Source organism: Aurantiacibacter hainanensis (genome assembly GCF_036321025.1).
GTDB classification, from domain to species: domain Bacteria; phylum Pseudomonadota; class Alphaproteobacteria; order Sphingomonadales; family Sphingomonadaceae; genus Alteraurantiacibacter; species Alteraurantiacibacter hainanensis.
The window spans coordinates 149578-169473 of the sequence record NZ_JAZAPB010000002.1 but is presented as its reverse complement, the minus strand read 5'-3'; the positions used below and the strand labels follow the sequence as shown (position 1 = coordinate 169473).

General features: G+C 64.4%; 13 protein-coding genes. 7 read left to right on the top strand and 6 right to left on the bottom strand.

Annotated features, from left to right (window positions below; translation table 11 throughout):
• The first annotated feature begins 21 nt into the window (after positions 1 to 21).
• Complete coding sequence (locus tag AAA989_RS08325) at positions 22 to 2382, top strand: heavy metal translocating P-type ATPase (protein WP_338242495.1); 2361 nt, start codon at positions 22 to 24, stop codon at positions 2380 to 2382.
• The gene (cueR, locus tag AAA989_RS08320) at positions 2379 to 2780 is read left to right on the top strand and encodes a Cu(I)-responsive transcriptional regulator (RefSeq protein WP_338242493.1); all 402 of its coding nucleotides are present in this window, start codon (positions 2379 to 2381) and stop codon (positions 2778 to 2780) included. Before AAA989_RS08325 ends, cueR begins: the two co-directional genes overlap by 4 nt.
• A gap of 145 nt (positions 2781 to 2925) precedes the next feature.
• On the opposite strand, the gene AAA989_RS08315 is transcribed toward cueR, so the two are convergent.
• The 6 genes from AAA989_RS08315 to rpoB form a co-directional block, all read right to left on the bottom strand.
• A complete protein-coding gene (locus AAA989_RS08315) occupies positions 2926 to 5115 on the bottom strand; it encodes a TonB-dependent receptor (protein ID WP_338242491.1) in 2190 nt (729 codons plus the stop codon).
• A 92-nt stretch (positions 5116 to 5207) separates the two neighbouring features.
• A complete protein-coding gene (gene gltX, locus AAA989_RS08310) occupies positions 5208 to 6536 on the bottom strand; it encodes a glutamate--tRNA ligase (protein ID WP_338242488.1) in 1329 nt (442 codons plus the stop codon).
• 53 nt (positions 6537 to 6589) lie between these two features.
• Complete coding sequence (locus AAA989_RS08305) at positions 6590 to 7030, bottom strand: hypothetical protein (protein WP_338242486.1); 441 nt, start codon at positions 7028 to 7030, stop codon at positions 6590 to 6592.
• Positions 7031 to 7166: 136 nt separating this feature from the next.
• Complete coding sequence (locus tag AAA989_RS08300) at positions 7167 to 7661, bottom strand: hypothetical protein (protein WP_338242484.1); 495 nt, start codon at positions 7659 to 7661, stop codon at positions 7167 to 7169.
• Between the two features lie 86 nt (positions 7662 to 7747).
• Positions 7748 to 12112, bottom strand: coding sequence for a DNA-directed RNA polymerase subunit beta' (gene rpoC, locus AAA989_RS08295; RefSeq protein ID WP_338242482.1), 4365 nt, complete (start codon positions 12110 to 12112; stop codon positions 7748 to 7750).
• Between the two features lie 72 nt (positions 12113 to 12184).
• Positions 12185 to 16363 (bottom strand): DNA-directed RNA polymerase subunit beta, encoded by a 4179-nt coding sequence (rpoB, locus tag AAA989_RS08290; RefSeq protein WP_338242480.1) that lies wholly within the window; start codon positions 16361 to 16363, stop codon positions 12185 to 12187.
• Positions 16364 to 16725: 362 nt separating this feature from the next.
• Between rpoB and AAA989_RS08285 the strand changes: the two genes are divergently transcribed.
• The 5 genes from AAA989_RS08285 (at position 16726) to AAA989_RS08265 (ending at position 19874) form a co-directional block, all read left to right on the top strand.
• Complete coding sequence (locus AAA989_RS08285) at positions 16726 to 18375, top strand: DUF885 family protein (protein WP_338242478.1); 1650 nt, start codon at positions 16726 to 16728, stop codon at positions 18373 to 18375.
• A gap of 243 nt (positions 18376 to 18618) precedes the next feature.
• Positions 18619 to 18747 (top strand): hypothetical protein, encoded by a 129-nt coding sequence (locus tag AAA989_RS08280; RefSeq protein WP_338242476.1) that lies wholly within the window; start codon positions 18619 to 18621, stop codon positions 18745 to 18747.
• A gap of 50 nt (positions 18748 to 18797) precedes the next feature.
• Positions 18798 to 19352 carry a DUF2975 domain-containing protein gene (locus AAA989_RS08275; RefSeq protein ID WP_338242474.1) on the top strand — a complete coding sequence of 185 codons (555 nt, stop codon included), beginning with the start codon at positions 18798 to 18800 and terminating at the stop codon, positions 19350 to 19352.
• The gene (locus AAA989_RS08270; RefSeq protein ID WP_338242472.1) at positions 19352 to 19555 is read left to right on the top strand and encodes a helix-turn-helix domain-containing protein; all 204 of its coding nucleotides are present in this window, start codon (positions 19352 to 19354) and stop codon (positions 19553 to 19555) included. The genes AAA989_RS08275 and AAA989_RS08270 overlap by 1 nt, the downstream gene beginning before the upstream one ends.
• A gap of 76 nt (positions 19556 to 19631) precedes the next feature.
• Positions 19632 to 19874: a hypothetical protein gene (locus AAA989_RS08265; RefSeq protein ID WP_338242470.1), complete on the top strand. Its 243-nt coding sequence runs from the start codon at positions 19632 to 19634 to the stop codon at positions 19872 to 19874.
• Positions 19875 to 19896 lie beyond the last annotated feature (22 nt).

The window sequence follows — 19896 nt, the reverse complement described above, 5'->3', positions numbered from 1 at the left end:
AATCGGCATAGGAGAAAGCCGATGACAAACCACCGACACACTGACCACAGTGCCTGCCATCACGAGCGCCCGCACCAGGCGACTTCAGGCACCGCAACCGACCCGGTCTGCGGAATGACCGTGAATCCCGAAACCACGCAGCATCATGCCGTTCACGACGGGCAGGAATACCATTTCTGCAGCGGATCCTGCCTGACGAAATTCAAGGACGGTCCCGATCGCTGGCTTAGTCCGCGTCCTGACGTGCCCGAGGAAGCCGTTCCCGAAGGCACCATGTGGACATGTCCGATGCACCCCGAAGTGCGACAGGACCATCCGGGCGCCTGTCCGATCTGCGGAATGGCTCTGGAACCGGAATTGGCGACTGCCGAAGCCGGACCGAGCGAGGAATTGGTCGACATGACCCGTCGCTTCTGGATCGGGCTGGTTCTCGCCGTACCGGTTTTCCTGCTTGAAATGGGCAGGCACCTGATCCCGGCGATTCACGATCTCGTGCCAATGGATGTTTCCGCATGGGTTCAGTTCGCGCTGGCAACACCGGTTGTGCTGTGGGGGGGCTGGCCGTTCTTCGAGCGCGGCTGGGCATCGCTCAAGACCCGGCATCTCAACATGTTCACCCTGATCGCCATGGGAACGGGCATTGCCTGGCTCTACAGCGTCGTCGCGCTGGTGGCTCCGGGCCTGTTCCCGCCCACCTTCAGGAATGAAATGGGCCAGGTTGCGGTCTACTTCGAGGCCGCCTCGGTCATCGTGGTACTCGTGCTGCTTGGACAGGTGCTCGAGCTTCGCGCCCGTGAGCGCACTTCCGGTGCGATCAAGGCCCTGCTCGGCCTCGCTCCCAAGACCGCGCAACGGATTGACGAGGAGGGAAGCGAAACCGAAGTCCCGCTGGAAGACGTGCTGGTCGGAGATCGCCTGCGCGTTCGCCCCGGTGAAAAAGTCCCCGTCGACGGCGTGGTGACGGACGGCAAATCGACGCTCGACGAGGCGCTGGTGACCGGAGAGTCCATGCCGCTTGCCAAGACGGTAGGCGACCGGGTGATCGGCGGCACGATCAACCAGACCGGCGCGCTTGTCATCCGTGCCGAAGCGGTCGGCAGGGACACGATGCTGTCCCGCATCGTCCAGATGGTCGCGGAAGCCCAGCGCTCTCGCGCCCCGATCCAGCGTCTCGCCGATCAGGTGGCCGGCTGGTTCGTACCGGTCGTGATCGCTGTCGCGGTGATGGCGTTTGCGGCCTGGTCGATCTGGGGTCCCGAACCGAGCTTCACCTACGGGCTTGTCGCAGCCGTTGCGGTGCTCATCATCGCCTGTCCCTGTGCGCTCGGACTGGCGACACCGATGTCGATCATGGTCGGTGTCGGAAGGGGAGCTTCGCTTGGCGTGCTCGTCAAGGACGCAGCGGCTCTCGAACGGCTGGAGAAAGTCGATACCCTCATCGTCGACAAGACCGGAACGCTGACCGAGGGCAAGCCTGCGCTCACGATGGTTGTCCCGGCTCATGGGTGGGAAGAGAATGACCTGCTCCGGCTGGCATCTGCGGTCGAGGTCGCGTCCGAACACCCGCTCGCAAAGGCGATTGTCGATGGGGCAAGGGATCGCGAGATCGCCATTCCGGGCGTCGAGAACTTCGATGCTCCCACGGGCAAGGGTGCGTCCGGCATCGTGGAAGGCCGCGATGTCGCCCTCGGCAACGCCCGCTTCATGTCCGAGATCGAAGTTTCGACCGAAGCCCTGGACAAGAGTTCGGATGAGCTGCGTTCCGAAGGCGCGACAGCCATCTTTGTTGCCGTCGATGGAAAGGTGGCAGGCGTTCTCGCGGTAGCCGACCCGGTCAAGCCGAGCACGCCTGGCGCGCTTGCGGCCCTTCGCAAGTCGGGGATCAGGATTGTCATGATGACTGGCGACAATCGCACGACTGCCGAAGCGGTCGCCGGTCGCCTTGGCATTACGGAGATCGAGGCGGATGTCCTGCCCGACCGCAAGAGCGAGGTCGTCAGGCGGCTTCGGTCCGAGGGCAAGGTCGTGGCGATGGCCGGGGACGGCGTGAACGACGCACCTGCCCTGGCAGCGGCGGATGTCGGCATCGCCATGGGATCGGGAACCGATGTGGCGATGGAAAGCGCTGGCGTTACTTTGCTGAAGGGCGATCTCAACGGCATCGTGACTGCCATCGCCCTGAGCCGGAAAACGATGGCGAACATCCGGCAGAACCTGTTTTTTGCCTTCTTCTACAATTCGCTTGGCATCCCCGTGGCAGCCGGGGTGCTCTATCCGACTTTCGGGATATTGCTGTCGCCGATCATTGCGGCTGCGGCCATGTCGCTTTCCTCGGTGAGCGTCGTTGCCAACGCGCTGCGGCTCAATCGGGTGAAGCTGTGAACATCGGAAAAGCCTCCCGCGCGAGCGGCGTATCTGAACGGATGATCCGCCACTACGAGAAGATCGGACTGATCCCGCCGCCAGCGCGGCGGGATTCAGGCTATCGCGATTATTCGGATGCCGATGTTCATCGCTTGAGGTTCGCGGCAAACGCTCGCGACCTCGGCTTTCCGATCGAGGAGATCCGCGAGTTACTGGCGCTGTGGGAGGATAATCAACGCACGAGTGCCGATGTGAAGGCCTTGGCGCTCGCGCGGGCGGAAGAGCTAGGGAAGAAGGCGCGGGCACTGGCCGACATGCGGGCCGCCCTGCTCGACCTCGCCAACAGGTGCCAGGGCGGTGAGCGGCCCGATTGTCCCATCATCGAAACCATCTCCAGGTCCGTTCCAAAGGCCTGATCGATCACCCTGAACGAAACGGCCCGGGCGGCACCGTCCCGTTCCGGTTTCTTCCTTGCATCCTGTCGTCGTCCGCTTTGCACAGATCTGCTCGCCCTCCAGCGCCTCGGTCGCACCGACCTCGCGCCGACGGTCTCGCAGAAGCCTAGAAACTCGCCCGCACGCTCAGCTTGAAGTTGCGACCGGGCAGCGGCACGAATTCCTTGGTGAAGCTGGCGTGGCGGCGGCCTTCTGCGTCGAACAGGTTATCCACCTGCGCCAGCACGGTGAGGTTGTCCGCGCCTTCGAAGGGGTGCCAGGCCAGCGACAGGTTCACGTGGGTGAAGCTCTCGGTCGGCGTTTCGAAGGGGGCGACGCGGTTCTGGTCGTCGTGCCATTCCACCTCGGCTCGTGCATCGAAGTGACCGGTCTGCGCTTCCAGCGCAGCGGCAAGGCTCAGCGGCGAGATGCGCGGCACCGGCTGGCCATCTTCCAGCGTCGCCTCGGTATAGTCGCCGCGCAGGTCGCCCAGCAGGGTGAATTGCCCGTCGTGCAGCAGCGGGAAGGTGACCTGCCCCTCGACGCCCCACTGGTCGGCATCGGATTGCAGGAAGCGGAATACGTCGAGACCGTCTTCCACCTGCCCTGTGCCGGAAAGATAGATGAAGTCGTCGAACCAGTTGCGATAGAGGCTGGCGTTCACCTGCACCGCGCCCACGGCACCGCGCAGGTAGCCTTCGACACCCCATGCGCCTTCCACGCCCAGAGAATCGTTGCCGATCTCGAACTGCTGCGTGGCAAGGTGCGGGCCGTCGGCGAACAGTTCCTGCGCGCTGGGCGCACGTTCGGCGCGGCTGAGGTTCAGCCCCGCGCGGAAGTCGTCGAACAGCGTATAGGATGCCCCGATCGCGCCGGAGAACGTATCGAAATCGCGCTGCCGGCCGAACAGCGTTTCTTCCACCGACGTGTTCTCGTAGCGACCGCCAAGCTCCAGCTCGACGGGATCGAAAGCGAGTTCCTGCAGGGTGAAGACCGCGAAGGTCTCGGTCAGGTTGGGCGGAATGTAGGCTTCCGGCCCGATGGCCTCGAAGTCGACATAGGAATACTGCGCGCCCATCGAACCGCGCCAGTTGTCGCGCCGCGACTGGACGAATTCGACGCGGCCCTCCACGCCCTGCACGTCGAACACGGTGCCGATCTCGTCGCCTTCGAACTCGGTGTGGGTGTAGTCGGAAAAGCCCCAGCGGGTCTGCACGCTGTCGAAGAACCCGTCGCCCAGGTCGAGCTGACCGCGCATGTCGACGCGGTAACGCTTCAGGCCGATGGAGACATCTTCCCCGCCGTGTTCTTCCTCCTCGCCGTGCTCTTCGTCGCCGTGGTCGTCCTCCTCGTGCTCTTCCTCTTCCTCGCCGTGGACATGGCCCACGCCGGGGAGGCCGGGGATGCCGTAGCTGGTGTCGTAGTAGTCGAAGGAGACGCCGAAGTTGTTCTCGCCCGAGAACCAGGCGAGGCCGGTGCCGACGGACGTTGCCTCGGTCCAGCTGTTGGGGATGTGCCCGCGCGCGTCGGCGCCTTCACGCAGTTCCTCGGCCTCTTCGAGGTGGCCCTCTTCTTCCTCTTCGGCAGCGTCGGCCAGCAGTTCGGCGCGCAGCTCCGGCGTGGCGACGAAGCCGGGAATCTCGACATCGTCTGTATTGCGGTAGGACCCGTCGACGTGGAAGGCGAAGCCGCTGCCCAGCGGCACATCCACCGATACGCCGCCTTCACGCAGGTTCGATACCGTGTCGCCTGCGGCCAGTACATCCACGTGAATCGGTTCTTCGGGAAGGCGTGGGGGAATGCGCTTGGTAATCACGTTCACCGCGCCGCCGATGGCAGAGCTGCCGTAGAGCAGCACGGCGGGGCCGCGCAGCACCTCGATGCGGTCGGCAATGAGCGGGTCCGCGGCGACGGCATGGTCGGCCGACGCGCCAGAGGCATCGAGAGAGCCGATGCCGTCGGTCAGCACGCGCACGCGCTCCCCGCCGAAACCGCGCAGCACGGGGCGCGAGGCTCCCGGCGCGAAGCCCGTCGCGGAGACGCCAGGCTGGCTGGCCAGCACGTCGCCGATTTGTCCCGCGCTCTCGCGCTGCAGGTCGATGCCGGAAATGACGGACGTTCCTGCCACGGTATCGAGGCGGTCGATCCCCGCGGCTGACACCACGATCACGTTATGCAGATCGTCGGCGGTCGAGCGCGGCAGTTCCTCGTCCACCTCGCCGTTGACCGGAATATCGCCATCCTCGCTATCCTGGGCATAGGCGGGGATCGGCCATGCGGCGGCGCACAGCAAGCAGGCAATCAGGGGTTTGCGCATAGGAAATAGGGGTCCGTGCAATTTTGTCACAATATATCATGCCCCCACTAGAGGCTCTGGCATGAACGTCAAGTGAGCAGTTGCACAATTTCTCAGCTGGCGGCGGCGTGAAGGCGGGCGCGGGCTTCGGCTTCCCCGATCAGCGGCAGCAGTTCGCCCATGTCGGGCCCGTGATCCATGCCGGTGAGCGCCTGGCGCAGCGGCAGGAACAGCCCCTTGCCCTTGCGGCCGGTGGTGTCCTTCAGCTTCGCGACAAGGTCGGCCCAGGGGGTGTCGGTCCAGCGCAGCGCCTCGGCGGCCTGCGACAGGAACGCGCGCGTCTCCTCGTCGAAGTCGCGTTGGTCGACAGGCCCCGTCACGATGCGCCACCAGGCCGATGCGTCGTCCACGGTCTCGAGATTAGGCCTGATGGCGTGCCACGCGGCCTCGTCCATGCCCTCTGGCAAGCGATCGGAAACGTCGTCGAACTCCAGCTGGTGCACGATCGCTGTATTCACGCGTTCCAGTTCGGCATCGTCGAACTTCGCGGGCGCGCGGCCGAAGGTCGACAAATCGAACGTGTTTACAAGCGTTTCCCGCGCAGCAATCGGTTCCACCGGAAGCGCCGTGCCGAGCCGTGCGAGGAGAGCGATCACCGCTTCGGGCTCTATGCCGCGCTCCATGAAGGCATCGCAGCCCAGCGACCCCAGCCGCTTGGAGAGCTTGCCTTCCCGGCCCACCAGCAACGCCTCGTGAGCGAAGCGCGGCGGCGTGGCGCCGAGTGCGGTAAACATCTGGATCTGCACGGCGGTGTTGGAGACGTGGTCCTCTCCTCGCAGCACGTCCGTCACGCCCATGGCGATGTCGTCGACGCAACTGGGCAGCATGTAGAGCCACGATCCATCGGCCCGCCGGATCACAGGGTCGGACAATTGCGCCGGATCGAATTTCTGCGGCCCGCGCACGCCGTCATCCCAGGCAATCGCCTCATCGTGATCGAGACGAAAACGCCAGTGCGGAGCCACACCTTGCGCCTCCTTCGCTTCGCGCTCGGCATCGGTCAGCTGCAAGGCTCCGCGGTCGTAGATCGGAGGGAGGCCGCGACCCAGCTGGATCTTGCGCTTCAGCTCCAGTTCCTGCTGCGTCTCGTAGGCGGGATAGATCCGGCCTGCCGCGCGCAGTTCCTGGAATGCCTTCTCGTAATGATCGAGACGCTGCGACTGGCGTTCCTCGCTGTCCGGCGAGAGGTCCAGCCACGCCAGGTCCTCGCGGATTGCTTCCACGAACCGTTCCTCGCTGCGCTCCGCGTCGGTATCGTCGATCCGCAGGATGAAGCGCCCGCCAGCCTTGCGGGCCAGCATCCAGTTATGCAGCGCCGTGCGAATGTTGCCGACGTGAAGCCGGCCCGTCGGCGAGGGGGCGAAACGCGTTACCGTTGTCATGCCTTGGGCCGTTAGCCCGCCACGGGAATGGCGACAAGCGCCCCGCGTCGTGCCTACCTGCGAAGGCCGCGAGGAGTGGCGGCGAGTATCGCGACCGCGTGCTGCGTTTCGGTGAACAGGCGGTCATGCCGCTCGCGCCGGATCAGCCCGTCCAGCAGGCCCGAGAAGGCCTCGCTGTCGGCAGCCCTTGCCGCTTCCGCCATCCCGGCGAAAACGCTCTCGTCGGGCGTGAGGCCGTGGCAGCAGGGCCGACCGACCATGGCTTTTTCGGGCCACGCCAGCGAGCAGGCCTTCGCGAAGTCGAGCGCAGCCTTGGCCCCGGTGAGCGATTCCAGGCGGCAGGACAGTTCCACCAGAGGATCGCGCTGACACGCGGCGCAGCGGGCAATCAGACGTATCGCCATCACCAGGGTCATCGCCGTTGCAGAGTAGTCGCTGGCGACCGGTTGCCTTCGCAGGGTGTCGAGCACGGATGCACGGGCCGTCTGCGGCATGAAGTCTTCTGGGCGGAAGGGGCGTGGAATCGACATGGGCTCGCTCGCATTGTGAGTGACGGACGAATCCTAACGGGCCCTCCGCATATTGCAAACGATTATCATTCGCATTTCCTGCCGACTTCTCCTAATCGCTCTACTGGGAATAGAGCGTCAGCGAGTGCCCCCCGCCTTCCAGCAGTACTCCGTTGGAAGGCGTGCGCCCCACCCTCTCTGCGCTGTCGAGTGCGCGGCTCACATCGGACAGCCGCGGTGGCGGATTGACGGTGCAGACAGGTGGCGGAGGCGCGCCTGGCGCAACCGGTGCGTCGGGCTCTGCCGTGCCGGTTTGCAGGGTCAGGCCGTCGATACGGTAGGTCCAGGCCGCGTTCGCGCAGCGCGGCTCCCACCAGATTTCGTCCTCGCTCGCGCTCAGGGCCAGGCCGTAGGGTTCGTCGAAGGGTTCGCCGTCGATCCCGGCGACGCGCCATTCCCCCGCCAGGGTTTCCACGGGGGAGAGAGCCTCGGGCGGCGGCTCGGCCGCCGTTGTCTCGGCGCTATCGTCGGCCGGAAGCGTCGTTGGCTGTTCGTCCGGTTCTGACTCCTGCGTGCAGGCGGTCAGCGCGAGGATGGCAATGGCGATCGATCTCATTTTCCTTCAACTCTCCAGTCACGAAAAAGGCCCCGGCGGATTGCTCCACCGGGGCCTCTCGAATTGCGGGATAAAGATGCGTGCGATCAGTCTTCGCTATCGTCGCCTGCGTCTTCTTCCTTGGCGATGGCTTCGGGCTCGGTGCCTTCGTCATCGCGCTTGTATTCGCCGGCATCGGCATCCGTGCCTTCACCGCTGTCCACCATGGTAGCCATGGTGGCATCGCCGGTGGCAGCATCGACCGGATCCTGTGCCAGTTCAGCCTCGTGCTGTTCCTCGGCATCCTTTGCCGCGACCAGCGCTTCCTGCATCTTCTTGTACTGCGCGCGCAGGGCGGCATCACGGGAAGAGGCGGTCACGCGCATGCGGTTCATGCCCGCACCCGTACCCGCCGGGATGAGGCGGCCCACGATCACGTTTTCCTTCAGACCGATCAGCGTGTCCTTCTTCCCTTCGACCGCCGCCTGCGTCAGCACGCGGGTGGTTTCCTGGAAGGATGCGGCGGAGATGAACGAACGCGTCTGCAGGCTGGCCTTGGTGATGCCCAGCAGGATCGGCGTGCCCTGAGCCGGGGTCTTGCCCTTGCCCAGCTTGGCGTTGATCTCGTTCATTTCCTCGAGGTCCACCTGCTCGCCCGGCAGCAGCACGGTATCGCCGCTGTCGGTGATCTCGACCTTCTGCAGCATCTGGCGAACGATCACCTCGATGTGCTTGTCGTTGATCTTCACGCCCTGCAGTCGGTAGACTTCCTGGATCTCGTTCACGAGGTACTCGGCCAGCGCCTCGATACCCAGGACTTCGAGGATGTCGTGCGGGTTCGGGCTGCCCGAGATCAGCGTATCGCCCTTCTTGACGAAGTCGCCTTCCTGCACGTCGATCACCTTGGTCTTGGGGATCAGGTATTCGACCGGTTCGCCCTCTTCCGGAACGATCGCGATCTTGCGCTTGGCCTTGTAGTCGCGGATGAATTCCATCCGGCCACTGATCTTGGCGATCACGGCAGCGTCCTTGGGCACGCGGGCTTCGAACAGCTCGGCAACACGCGGCAGACCGCCGGTGATGTCGCGCGTCTTGGCGGCTTCACGCGAAGCACGGGCAAGGATGTCACCCGCCTGCACTTCCTGGCCGTCCTCGACCGAGAGCGTGGTGCCCGGGGCCAGCATGTAACGCTGGGCCTCGGTTTCCTCGCCCTTCTTGCTCTTGCCCTTGGCATCGTCCTCGCCAAGGAAGGTCAGGCGCGGACGCAGGTCTTCCTTCTTGGAACGGCCAGCGGCACGATACTCGGTCACCACGCGCTGGGCGATGCCGGTGGCTTCGTCCACGCGTTCTTCCAGCGTCTTGCCTTCGACAAGATCCTGGTAACGCACGACGCCCGCCTGCTCGGTGATGATCGGCAGGGTGAACGGATCCCACTCGGCCAGGCGATCGCCTTCCTTCACCTTGGCGCCGTCCTCGAACATGAGCACGGTACCATAAGGCACGCGGTGGATCGCACGCTCGCGACCCTCGGCGTCGACAACCACCATTTCGCCGTTCCGGGCCAGCGACAGACGACGGCCCTTCTTGTCCATGATGGTGGGCATGTCGCGGTAAACGACTTTGCCGTCCGAGATGCTCTCGAGGTGCGAGGTTTCGTTCACCTGCGCCGCACCGCCGATGTGGAAGGTACGCATGGTCAGCTGCGTGCCGGGCTCGCCGATCGACTGTGCGGCGATGACGCCCACGGCCTCGCCGATGTTCACCGGCGTACCACGCGCCAGGTCGCGGCCGTAGCAGGTCGCGCAAACGCCCTGCTCCGCCTCGCAGACCAGCGGGCTGCGGATCTTCGCCTGCTGCACTTCGGCTTCCTCGATGGCGGCGGCCATCGGTTCGTCCACCATGGTGCCGGCCTTCACGATCACCTCGTCCGTGGCGACGTTCACGATGTCCTCGGCCACGGTGCGGCCCAGGATACGCTCGCCAAGCGACGCGATCACGCTGCCGCCCTGCACGATGGCGCGCATTTCCAGCGCGTTGTCGGTCTTGCAGTCGTCCACCACGATGGTGCAGTCCTGCGACACGTCGACGAGGCGACGGGTGAGGTAGCCCGAGTTCGCCGTCTTCAACGCCGTATCCGCCAGGCCCTTGCGGGCGCCGTGGGTGGAGTTGAAGTATTCAAGAACGGTCAGACCTTCCTTGAAGTTCGAGATGATCGGCGTCTCGATGATCTCGCCCGAAGGCTTGGCCATCAGGCCGCGCATACCGGCCAGCTGCTTCATCTGGGCGGGCGAACCACGCGCACCGGAGTGGCTCATCATGTAGATCGAGTTGATCGCCGCCTCGCGCCCGTTCTCGTCCTTGGGCGTGGCCTTGATCTCTTCCATCATGGCGGCCGCCACCTGGTCGCCGCAACGGCTCCAGGCGTCGATCACCTTGTTATACTTTTCCTGGCCGGTGATGTAGCCGTCCTGGTACTGCTGCTCGTAATCGGCCACCAGCGTCTTGGTTTCCTCGATCATCTCCTCCTTGGTGTCGGGGATGATCATGTCGTCCTTGCCGAAGCTGATGCCGGCCTTGAACGCGTGGCGGAAGCCCAGCGACATGATGGCGTCGGCGAACAGCACCGTGTCCTTCTGACCGGTGTGGCGATAGACCTGGTCGATCACGTCGCCGATTTCCTTCTTGGTGAGAAGGCGGTTGACCACGTCGAAGGGCACCTTGTGGCTCTTGGGCAGGCACTCGGCGATCAGCATGCGGCCCGGCGTGGTTTCCACGCGCGCCATGTACTGGTTGCCTTCCTCGTCCGTCTGCGGAACGCGGGTGGTGATCTTCGAGTGATAGGTCACCGCACCCACGTGCAGCGCCTGGTGCACCTCGTCGATGTCGCCCAGCACCTTGCCCTCGCCCGGCTCGCCTTCGCGGTCCATGGAGAGGTAGTAGAGGCCCAGCACCATGTCCTGCGAAGGAACGATGATCGGCTTGCCGTTGGCGGGCGAGAGGATGTTGTTGGTGGACATCATCAGCACGCGCGCTTCGAGCTGGGCTTCCAGCGAAAGCGGCACGTGGACGGCCATCTGGTCACCGTCGAAGTCGGCGTTGAAGGCCGAGCAGACGAGCGGGTGCAGCTGGATCGCCTTGCCCTCGATCAGCACGGGCTCGAACGCCTGGATGCCGAGACGGTGCAGCGTCGGCGCGCGGTTCAGCAGTACCGGGTGCTCGCGGATCACCTCGTCGAGGATGTCCCAGACTTCCTTGCGCTCCTTCTCCACCCACTTCTTCGCCTGCTTCAGGGTCATGGAAAGACCCTTGGCGTCGAGGCGGGCGTAGATGAACGGCTTGAACAGCTCGAGCGCCATCTTCTTGGGCAGGCCGCACTGGTGCAGCTTGAGCTCCGGACCGGTCACGATGACCGAACGGCCCGAATAGTCGACGCGCTTGCCGAGCAGGTTCTGGCGGAAGCGTCCCTGCTTGCCCTTGAGCATGTCGGACAGCGACTTCAGCGGACGCTTGTTGGCGCCCGTGATCACGCGGCCACGGCGACCGTTGTCGAACAGCGCATCGACCGATTCCTGCAGCATGCGCTTTTCGTTGCGCACGATGATGTCGGGCGCGCGCAGCTCCATGAGGCGCTTCAGGCGGTTGTTGCGGTTGATGACGCGGCGATAGAGATCGTTGAGGTCGGAGGTCGCGAAGCGGCCGCCGTCCAGCGGCACCAGCGGGCGCAGCTCGGGCGGAATGACCGGCACGACTTCCATGATCATCCACTCGGGGCGGTTGCCCGATTCGATGAAGCTTTCGACGACCTTCAGACGCTTGATGATCTTGGCGGGCTTGAGCTTGGACTTGGTGGTCTCAAGCTCTTCCAGCAGATCGGCCTTTTCCTGTTCCAGGTCGAGGTCCATCAGCATGATCTTCACCGCTTCGGCACCGATGCCGGCGGTGAAGGCGTCTTCGCCGTATTCGTCCTGCGCCTCGAGCAGTTCGTCCTCGGTCAGCAGCTGGAACTTCTCCAGCGGCGTGAGGCCCGGCTCGGTGACGATGTAGCTCTCGAAGTAGAGCACGCGCTCGAGCTGCTTGAGCTGCATGTCGAGCAGCAGGCCGATGCGCGAGGGCAGCGACTTCAGGAACCAGATGTGCGCGACGGGCGCGGCCAGTTCGATGTGGCCCATGCGCTCACGACGCACCTTGGTGACGGTGACTTCGACGCCGCACTTCTCGCAGACGACGCCCTTGTACTTCATGCGCTTGTACTTGCCGCACAGGCACTCGTAGTCCTTCACCGGACCAAAGATGCGGGCGCAGAACAGGCCGTCACGCTCGGGCTTGAACGTGCGGTAGTTGATGGTTTCCGGCTTCTTGATCTCGCCGAACGACCACGAACGGATGCGCTCGGGGGAAGCGATGCCGATCTGGATCTGGTCGAAGGTTTCCGGCTTGGCCAGCTGGTTGGTGAATTTGGTCAGTTCGTTCATATCTCGAATTCCCTAGAGGGGATTAACAGGGGTTGGCGGGGAGGCGGCCCGCTGTGGGGCCGCCGACCCCTGTCATTCAGCAGCGATCTGCCCGTAGTCGTCCTCGTCCTCATCGCCATCGGTGAGCGAGGAGAGTTCGACATTGAGGCCAAGCGAGCGCATTTCCTTGACGAGCACGTTGAAGCTCTCGGGAATGCCGGCCTCGAAGGTGTCGTCGCCCTTGACGATCGCTTCGTAGACCTTGGTGCGGCCGACCACGTCGTCGGACTTCACCGTCAGCATTTCCTGCAGGGTATAGGCCGCGCCGTATGCCTGCAGCGCCCAGACTTCCATCTCGCCGAAACGCTGTCCGCCGAACTGCGCCTTGCCGCCCAGCGGCTGCTGGGTGACGAGCGAGTACGGACCGATCGAGCGGGCGTGGATCTTGTCGTCGACCAGGTGGTGCAGCTTGAGCATGTAGATGATGCCCACGGTCACCTTGCGGTCGAACGCCTCGCCCGTGCGGCCGTCATACAGCGTGGACTGGCCCGAGCTGTCGTAGCCTGCCTTCAGCAGCATGTCGGTCACGTCGCTTTCACGTGCGCCGTCGAACACCGGGGTGCCCATCGGGACGCCCGTGACGAGATTGCCCGCCAGTTCGGCCAGCTCCTCGTTCGTGCGGCTTTCGATGTCGTCGTAGTAGTTCTCGCCGTAGATGTCCTTCAGCTTGTCGACCAGGGCGGCCGGCGGCTTGCCCGCGGTCACGTCCGGATTGGCGGCGCGCCATTCCTCGAGCTGCTCCTTGATCTGCAGGCCCAGGCCGCGCGCTGCGAAGCCCAGGTGCGTCTCGAAGATCTGCCCGACGTTCATGCGCGAAGGCACGCCCAGCGGGTTCAGCACGATGTCTACGGGAGTGCCGTCTTCCAGGAAGGGCATGTCTTCCTCGGGCAGGATGCGCGAGATGACGCCCTTGTTGCCGTGACGGCCGGCCATCTTGTCGCCCGGCTGCAGCTTGCGCTTCACCGCCACGAACACCTTGACCATCTTCAGCACGCCCGGAGCCAGTTCGTCGCCGCGTTCGAGCTTCTCCTTGCGGTCCTCGAACTTGTCCTTGATGGCCTTCACGGCCTCGTCGTACTGACCCTTCACCGCTTCCAGCTGGCTCTGCATGTTGTCGTCGGCGACGGCAAACTTGAACCAGTCGTGCTTGTCGACGCTGTCGAGAACCTCGTCGTCGATCGCGGTGCCCTTCTTCACGCCCTTCGGAGCAGCCGAAGCGGTCTGGCCGTTCAGCATGTCGCGCAGGCGGTTGTAGGTTGCACGGTTCAGGATCGCGCGCTCGTCCTCGCTGTCCTTCTTGAGGCGTTCGATTTCCTCGTTCTGGATGGCGCGGGTACGGTCGTCGATCTCGATGCCGTGACGGTTGAAGACGCGGACCTCGACAACGGTGCCGGCCACGCCCGGCGGCAGGCGGAGCGAGGTGTCGCGCACGTCGCTGGCCTTTTCGCCGAAGATGGCGCGCAGAAGCTTTTCTTCCGGCGTCATCGGGCTTTCGCCCTTGGGCGTGATCTTGCCCGCCAGGATATCGCCCGGGTGCACTTCGGCGCCGATGTAGACGATACCAGCCTCGTCGAGGTTGCGCAGGGCTTCCTCGCCGACGTTGGGAATGTCGCGGGTGATGTCTTCCGGGCCCAGCTTCGTGTCGCGGGCCATCACTTCGAATTCCTCGATGTGGATCGAGGTGAAGACGTCGTCCTTAACGATGCGTTCGGAGATGAGGATGGAGTCCTCGTAGTTGTAGCCGTTCCAGGGCATGAAGGCGACGAGCGCGTTCTTGCCCAGCGCCAGCTCACCCAGGTCGGTGGAGGGACCGTCGGCGATGATGTCGCCTTCGTTCACGGTCTCGCCCACCTTCACCAGCGGACGCTGGTTGACGCAGGTGTTCTGGTTGGAGCGCTGGAACTTCTGCAGCGTGTAGATGTCCACGCCCGGGTTCGTCGTGTCGACTTCGCCCGAGGCACGGATCACGATACGGCCCGCGTCCACCTGGTCCACGATGCCGCTGCGCTTGGCAGCGATGGCCGCACCCGAATCGCGGGCCACGGTCTCTTCCATGCCGGTGCCGACGAAAGGCGCTTCGGCCTTCACCAGCGGCACGGCCTGGCGCTGCATGTTGGAACCCATCAGCGCGCGGTTGGCGTCGTCGTTTTCCAGGAACGGGATCAGCGACGCGGCGACCGAGACGAGCTGCTTGGGCGAAACGTCCATCAGCGTCACGTTCTCGTTCGGGCTCATCGTGAACTCGCCGTTCTGGCGGGTCGAGACGAGCTCTTCCACGAACTTGCCGTCCTCATCGACCTCGGCCGAGGCCTGGGCGACGGTGTGCTTCTGCTCTTCCATCGCGGAGAGGTAGTTCACCTCGCTCGACACCTTGCCGTCCTTCACCGAGCGGTAGGGCGTCTCGATGAAGCCGTACTTGTTGACGCGGGCGAAGGTGGACAGCGAGTTGATCAGGCCGATGTTCGGGCCTTCCGGCGTCTCGATCGGACAGATGCGGCCGTAGTGCGTCGGGTGCACGTCGCGGACTTCGAAGCCCGCGCGCTCACGCGTCAGGCCGCCCGGGCCGAGCGCGGAGACGCGGCGCTTGTGGGTGACTTCCGACAGCGGGTTGGTCTGGTCCATGAACTGCGAAAGCTGGCTGGAGCCGAAGAACTCGCGCACGGCGGCCACGGCGGGCTTCGCGTTGATGAGGTCGTTCGGCATGACGGTCGACACGTCGACGCTGCTCATGCGCTCCTTCACCGCGCGTTCCATGCGCAGCAGGCCGACGCGGTACTGGTTTTCCAGCAGCTCGCCCACCGAACGCACGCGGCGGTTGCCGAGGTTGTCGATGTCGTCGACTTCGCCCTTGCCGTCCTTCAGGTCGACAAGCTCCTTCACCACGGCAAGGATGTCTTCCTTGCGCAGCGTGGTGACGGTGTCCTCGGCATCGAGGCCGAGGCGCATGTTCAGCTTCACGCGGCCGACGGCGGAAAGGTCGTAGCGCTCGCTGTCGAAGAACAGGCCTTCAAACAGCGCTTCGGCGGTTTCCTTGGTCGGCGGTTCGCCCGGACGCATGACCTTGTAGATCGCTTCCAGACCTTCCTCGCGGTTTTCGGCCTTGTCGGCCTCCAGCGTGTTGCGGATCCAGGCACCGGTGTTGACGTGGTCGATGTCCAGCAGCTCCAGCTGGTCGATGCCGGCACCGTCCAGCTTCTCGAGGTTCTCGGGCGACACCTCGTCACCCGCCTCGATGTAGATGCGGCCGGTCTTGTCGTCGACCAGGTCCTTGCTGGCATAGCGGCCGAAGATTTCCTCGGTCGGGATCAGAAGGGTCTTGAGCCCGTCCTTCTCGGCCTTGTTAGCCGCGCGCGGGCTGACCTTCTGGCCGGCGGGGAATACTTCCTCGCCGGTCTGGGCGTCGACCAGTGCGAAGCCCGGCTTGGCGCCGCGCCAGTTCTCGGCGACGAACGGGATTTCCCAGCCTTCGCCCTTCTTGCCGGTCGAACGCTTCCAGGTCACCTTGTTGTAGAAATAGTCGAGGATGTCCTCGCTATCGAGGCCGAGTGCGTAAAGCAGCGCGGTGACCGGCAGCTTGCGCTTGCGGTCGATACGCACGTTCACGATGTCCTTGGCGTCGAATTCGAAATCCAGCCACGAACCGCGATAGGGAATGACGCGGGCGGCGAACAGGAACTTGCCGCTGGAGTGGGTCTTGCCGCGGTCGTGGTCGAACAGCACGCCGGGCGAACGGTGCATCTGCGACACGATCACGCGCTCGGTGCCGTTGATGAGGAAGGTGCCGTTCGAGGTCATGAGCGGCATGTCGCCCATGTAGACGTCCTGCTCCTTGATATCGAGCACGGAGCGGGTCTCGGTCTCCTGGTCTACCTCGAACACGATCAGGCGCAGGGTCACCTTCATCGGGGCGGCATAGGTGATGCCGCGCTGGCGACATTCGGTGGTGTCGAACTTGGGCTCTTCCAGCTCGTAATGCACGAAGTCCAGCTCGGCCGTGCCGGCGAAGTCGCGGATCGGGAAGACGCTGCGCAGCGTCTTTTCGAGGCCGGAGACGTAGTCGATCGAAGGATCGGAGCGCAGGAACTGCTCGTAGCTCTCGCGCTGCACCTCGATCAGGTTCGGCATCTGCACCACTTCGTGGATGTCGCCGAAGATCTTGCGGATGCGCTTCTTCTTGGTGCCGGTTTGTGCCGGAATAGCCTTCTTCGCCATATCTTAGAGCCCTTGGCCTTCTTTTCGCGTGTGCGCGCCGCCTTCGCGGAAAGGGGCGCCTGAAAAATGTTCACAAGCGGGAATTCGCGTGAGCGGTCAGGACGCAAAAACGGCCGCAAGAGGGCACGCCCTTCCGGGCACTGCCTTCGCAGCCAATGGTCCAGTCATCTCACGCAGATGCCGGAAACTTCCGTCCTGGGTTGCACCCCCGCGTAAGGCGCACCTTGCTCGAAGCTCTTCCGGCTATGGAGGCCATATAGGAACGCGGGCGAGTCGGGTCAATGGGTGCGACCCGGTCCGAAGGGGGCGCTGGACAGCAATTGCCATCTCGCGCACAAACCGGTGGCAATCAGGGAGATACCATGCGCCTTTTCCTCAGCCTCCTGTTGGCCCTTGGCCTTGCCGCGACTGCCGCCGCCCCGGCACATGCGCAGGCCGATTACGAAGACCTCGTCCAGCTGCACGAGGAGCTTCGCGAGTACATGGTGCCCGCCTTTACCTCTGCCGTCGTGCTCGATTCGGGCGCACGGGTGGGGGGGGCCTATGCCGAGCCGCTGATGCGGCAGAAGCTGGCCGGGCTGGAGGACTTCGAGGCGCGGCTGGACGCGATGGAGGTCGAGAACTGGACCCGCGGCGAGCAGGTCGAATTCCTCGCGGTGCGCTCCATGCTCAACGGCTATCGCTTCAATCTCGAAGTGCTGCGTCCGTGGAAGCGCGATCCCGGCTTCTACCTCGATCCGCTGATGCGCGTGGCCTTCGCCGACGTGCCCGCGAGCGGCGATGACCTTGCCGCCCTGCGCAGCCAGCTCGCCGCCGTCCCGCCGATGCTGGAAGGGGCGCGCGCGAACCTGACCGAAGTGGCGGGTGACTATGCCGACCTCGCGCTGCACAATCTCGAGAACAGCGACGGGGTGAACCATTACCACCCTTATCGCGAGGTCCCCCCGTCCGGCATCATCGGCTGGTACGACGACCTCCTGGCCCGTGCCCGCGAGAGCCAGGGCGAGTTGGTGCCCGAGATCGAGGCGGCGCGCAGCGCGCTGATCGGGTTCCGCGACTGGCTGGAAGCGGAGCGGCCTTCGATGGATAGTCCTGCCGGAGTGGGCGCGGATCGCTACGACTGGTTCATCCGCCACGTCCGCATGATCCCCATGACCGCCGCCGAGATGCTGGTACTGGCCGAGCGCGAGCACGAGCGCATGACCGCCGCACTGGCCCTTTATCGCCACCGCAACCGCGACGAGCCGCAGATCGCCCTTTCCACCAGTGCGGAGGAGCAGCGCGGCAAGATCGCCGAGACCGACCGCATCGTGCGCGAATGGCTGACGAGCGAAGAGATCATCACCATCCCCGACTACGTCGGCGAGCTTGGCGCGAACACGCCTTACATAGAGCGTCCGACCGGACCCAATTTCTGGGAGCAGATCCAGTTTCGCGATCCCATTCCCGACCATGTCCATGCGGTGATTCCGGGCCACCGGTTCGATGCCGTGCTCGCCGCGCGCGACGAGCGGCCGATCCGGGGGCGCTACTCCGAAGGCTCCCGCGCCGAGGGCTGGGCCACCTATCTCGAGGAAATGACCGTGCTGGCAGGCGGCACCGAGCATACGCCGCGCGGCGACGAATACATGATGCTGTTCGGAATCTTCCGCGCCGCGCGCGTGCCCGCCGACATCTACATGCAGCACAACGCGTGGGACGTGCGCGAGGCGGTGGACTTCATGCGCGCGCAGACGCCCTGGCTGGACGAGGACGTGGCCCGCGTCGATGCCGAGATCTACCTGCGCCGCCCGCCCGGTTACGGCGTCGCCTACACCATCGGCAAGCTGCAGATGGACGCCCTTCTGGCGGACCGGGCGATGCAGCTGGGCGACGATTTCGTGCTGCGCGATTTCCACGACGAGTTCATGGCCGCGGGGCGCCTGCCGATTGCGCTGATCCGCTACGAGATGACGGGCGAGGCCGACGAGGTCGCGCTGTTCTGGGATACCCCGCCGATACCCGCGCCCTGAGCGAGTCGCGCGACTTCCCGACTTCCGCACCCCGCCGCCACGCCGGACGGCATGTCGACCTGCCCTATCCGCCCGCCGCGCGGTGCGGCCTTTCCCGCGCCATGTCTCAGGTTCGTCAGCCTCGCACGGGAGAGAGCCGCGAGAATCGATAAGCCGTATATTGTTTTTCGATATTATCGATTGACAATAAGAAGCGAGAGGTCCATATCGTTTTTCGGTAAGACACACCAAGGAGATCGATAAATGACCCGCATGTTCACCAACTCGCTCGCCGCCGCGGCCGCCGTCGTGATGGCTCTCACTTCCCTTACCGCCATCACCACGATCCCGGCGCAGGCCCCCGTTGCCGTGGTCGCGCCGGTGCTGGCCTGATCCGGGCAGGACAATCCGATCATAGCCAGGCAAGGAAGGGGACGAGACCGATGACAACCATGCAAGACAACCAACCCAACGACCTGCTGCTGCTGGGCGGCAAGATCATCGCCGTGTTCATGCAGATCGCCATGGCGGTCGGCGCTTTCGCCCTGATCGTCGCCCTGCCCGCGATATTGATCTTCCGCGACGACGTGGCCGAGGCCTTCGGGGCGGAGGCCGCGTACCTCGCCTCTCCCCTGCTGCTACTGGCCGGAGTGATGCTGATCGGCCTCGCCATCGTGACGATGCTGTTCGTGTTCTTCGGCGCGCTGAGGAAGATCATTTCCACCGTCGGCAAGGGCGATCCCTTCGCGCCGGCCAATGCGGACAGGCTTTCGCTGATGGGCTGGCTGATGCTGGGCGTCCAGCTGGCGCTGATCCCGGCCACCGCGCTGGGAATCCAGCTGGCGCAATACTCTGACGAGATGGAGGAGGACGTATCCTTCACCATCGATGGCGGAATGGACCTGACCGGAATACTCCTGACCATCATCCTGTTCATCCTGGCCCGCGTGTTCCGTCACGGCGCCGCGATGCGCGAAGACCTGGAAGGAACCGTGTGATGCCGATCAACGTGAAGCTCGACGACCTTCTACACGAGAGGCGCATGACGCTGACCGAACTGGCCGAGCGCGTTGGCCTGACCCTGGCCAACCTCTCGATCCTGAAGACCGGCAAGGCCAAGGCCATCCGCTTCTCCACGCTGGAGGCCATCTGCCGCGAACTGGACTGCCAGCCGGGCGACCTGCTGGGATACGACGAGTAAGGTGTTGGAATTATGGCGAGAGTGTGGCAATAGCTGCCCGCCCGTATTCTCGGGATACCAAGGACAGGGAATTACCATGAAGAAGATTATGCTCGTCGCCGCTCCCCTGGCGTTCGCTCTAACCGCCTGTGACGGCCCGGCCGAGGAAGCTGGCGAAGAGGTCGATGACATCGCCGAGATGGAAGCCGAAGTGATGGACGCCGAAGCAGGCGTAGCCGAAGCCGAAGCCGAACTGGCCGACGAAATGGGCGCCGACGCCGCAGAGGAAGCTCTCGAGGAAGAAGCCGAAGTGCTCGAGGAAACCGCCGACGAGATCTGATCGGCAATTTCCGGCCGAACGC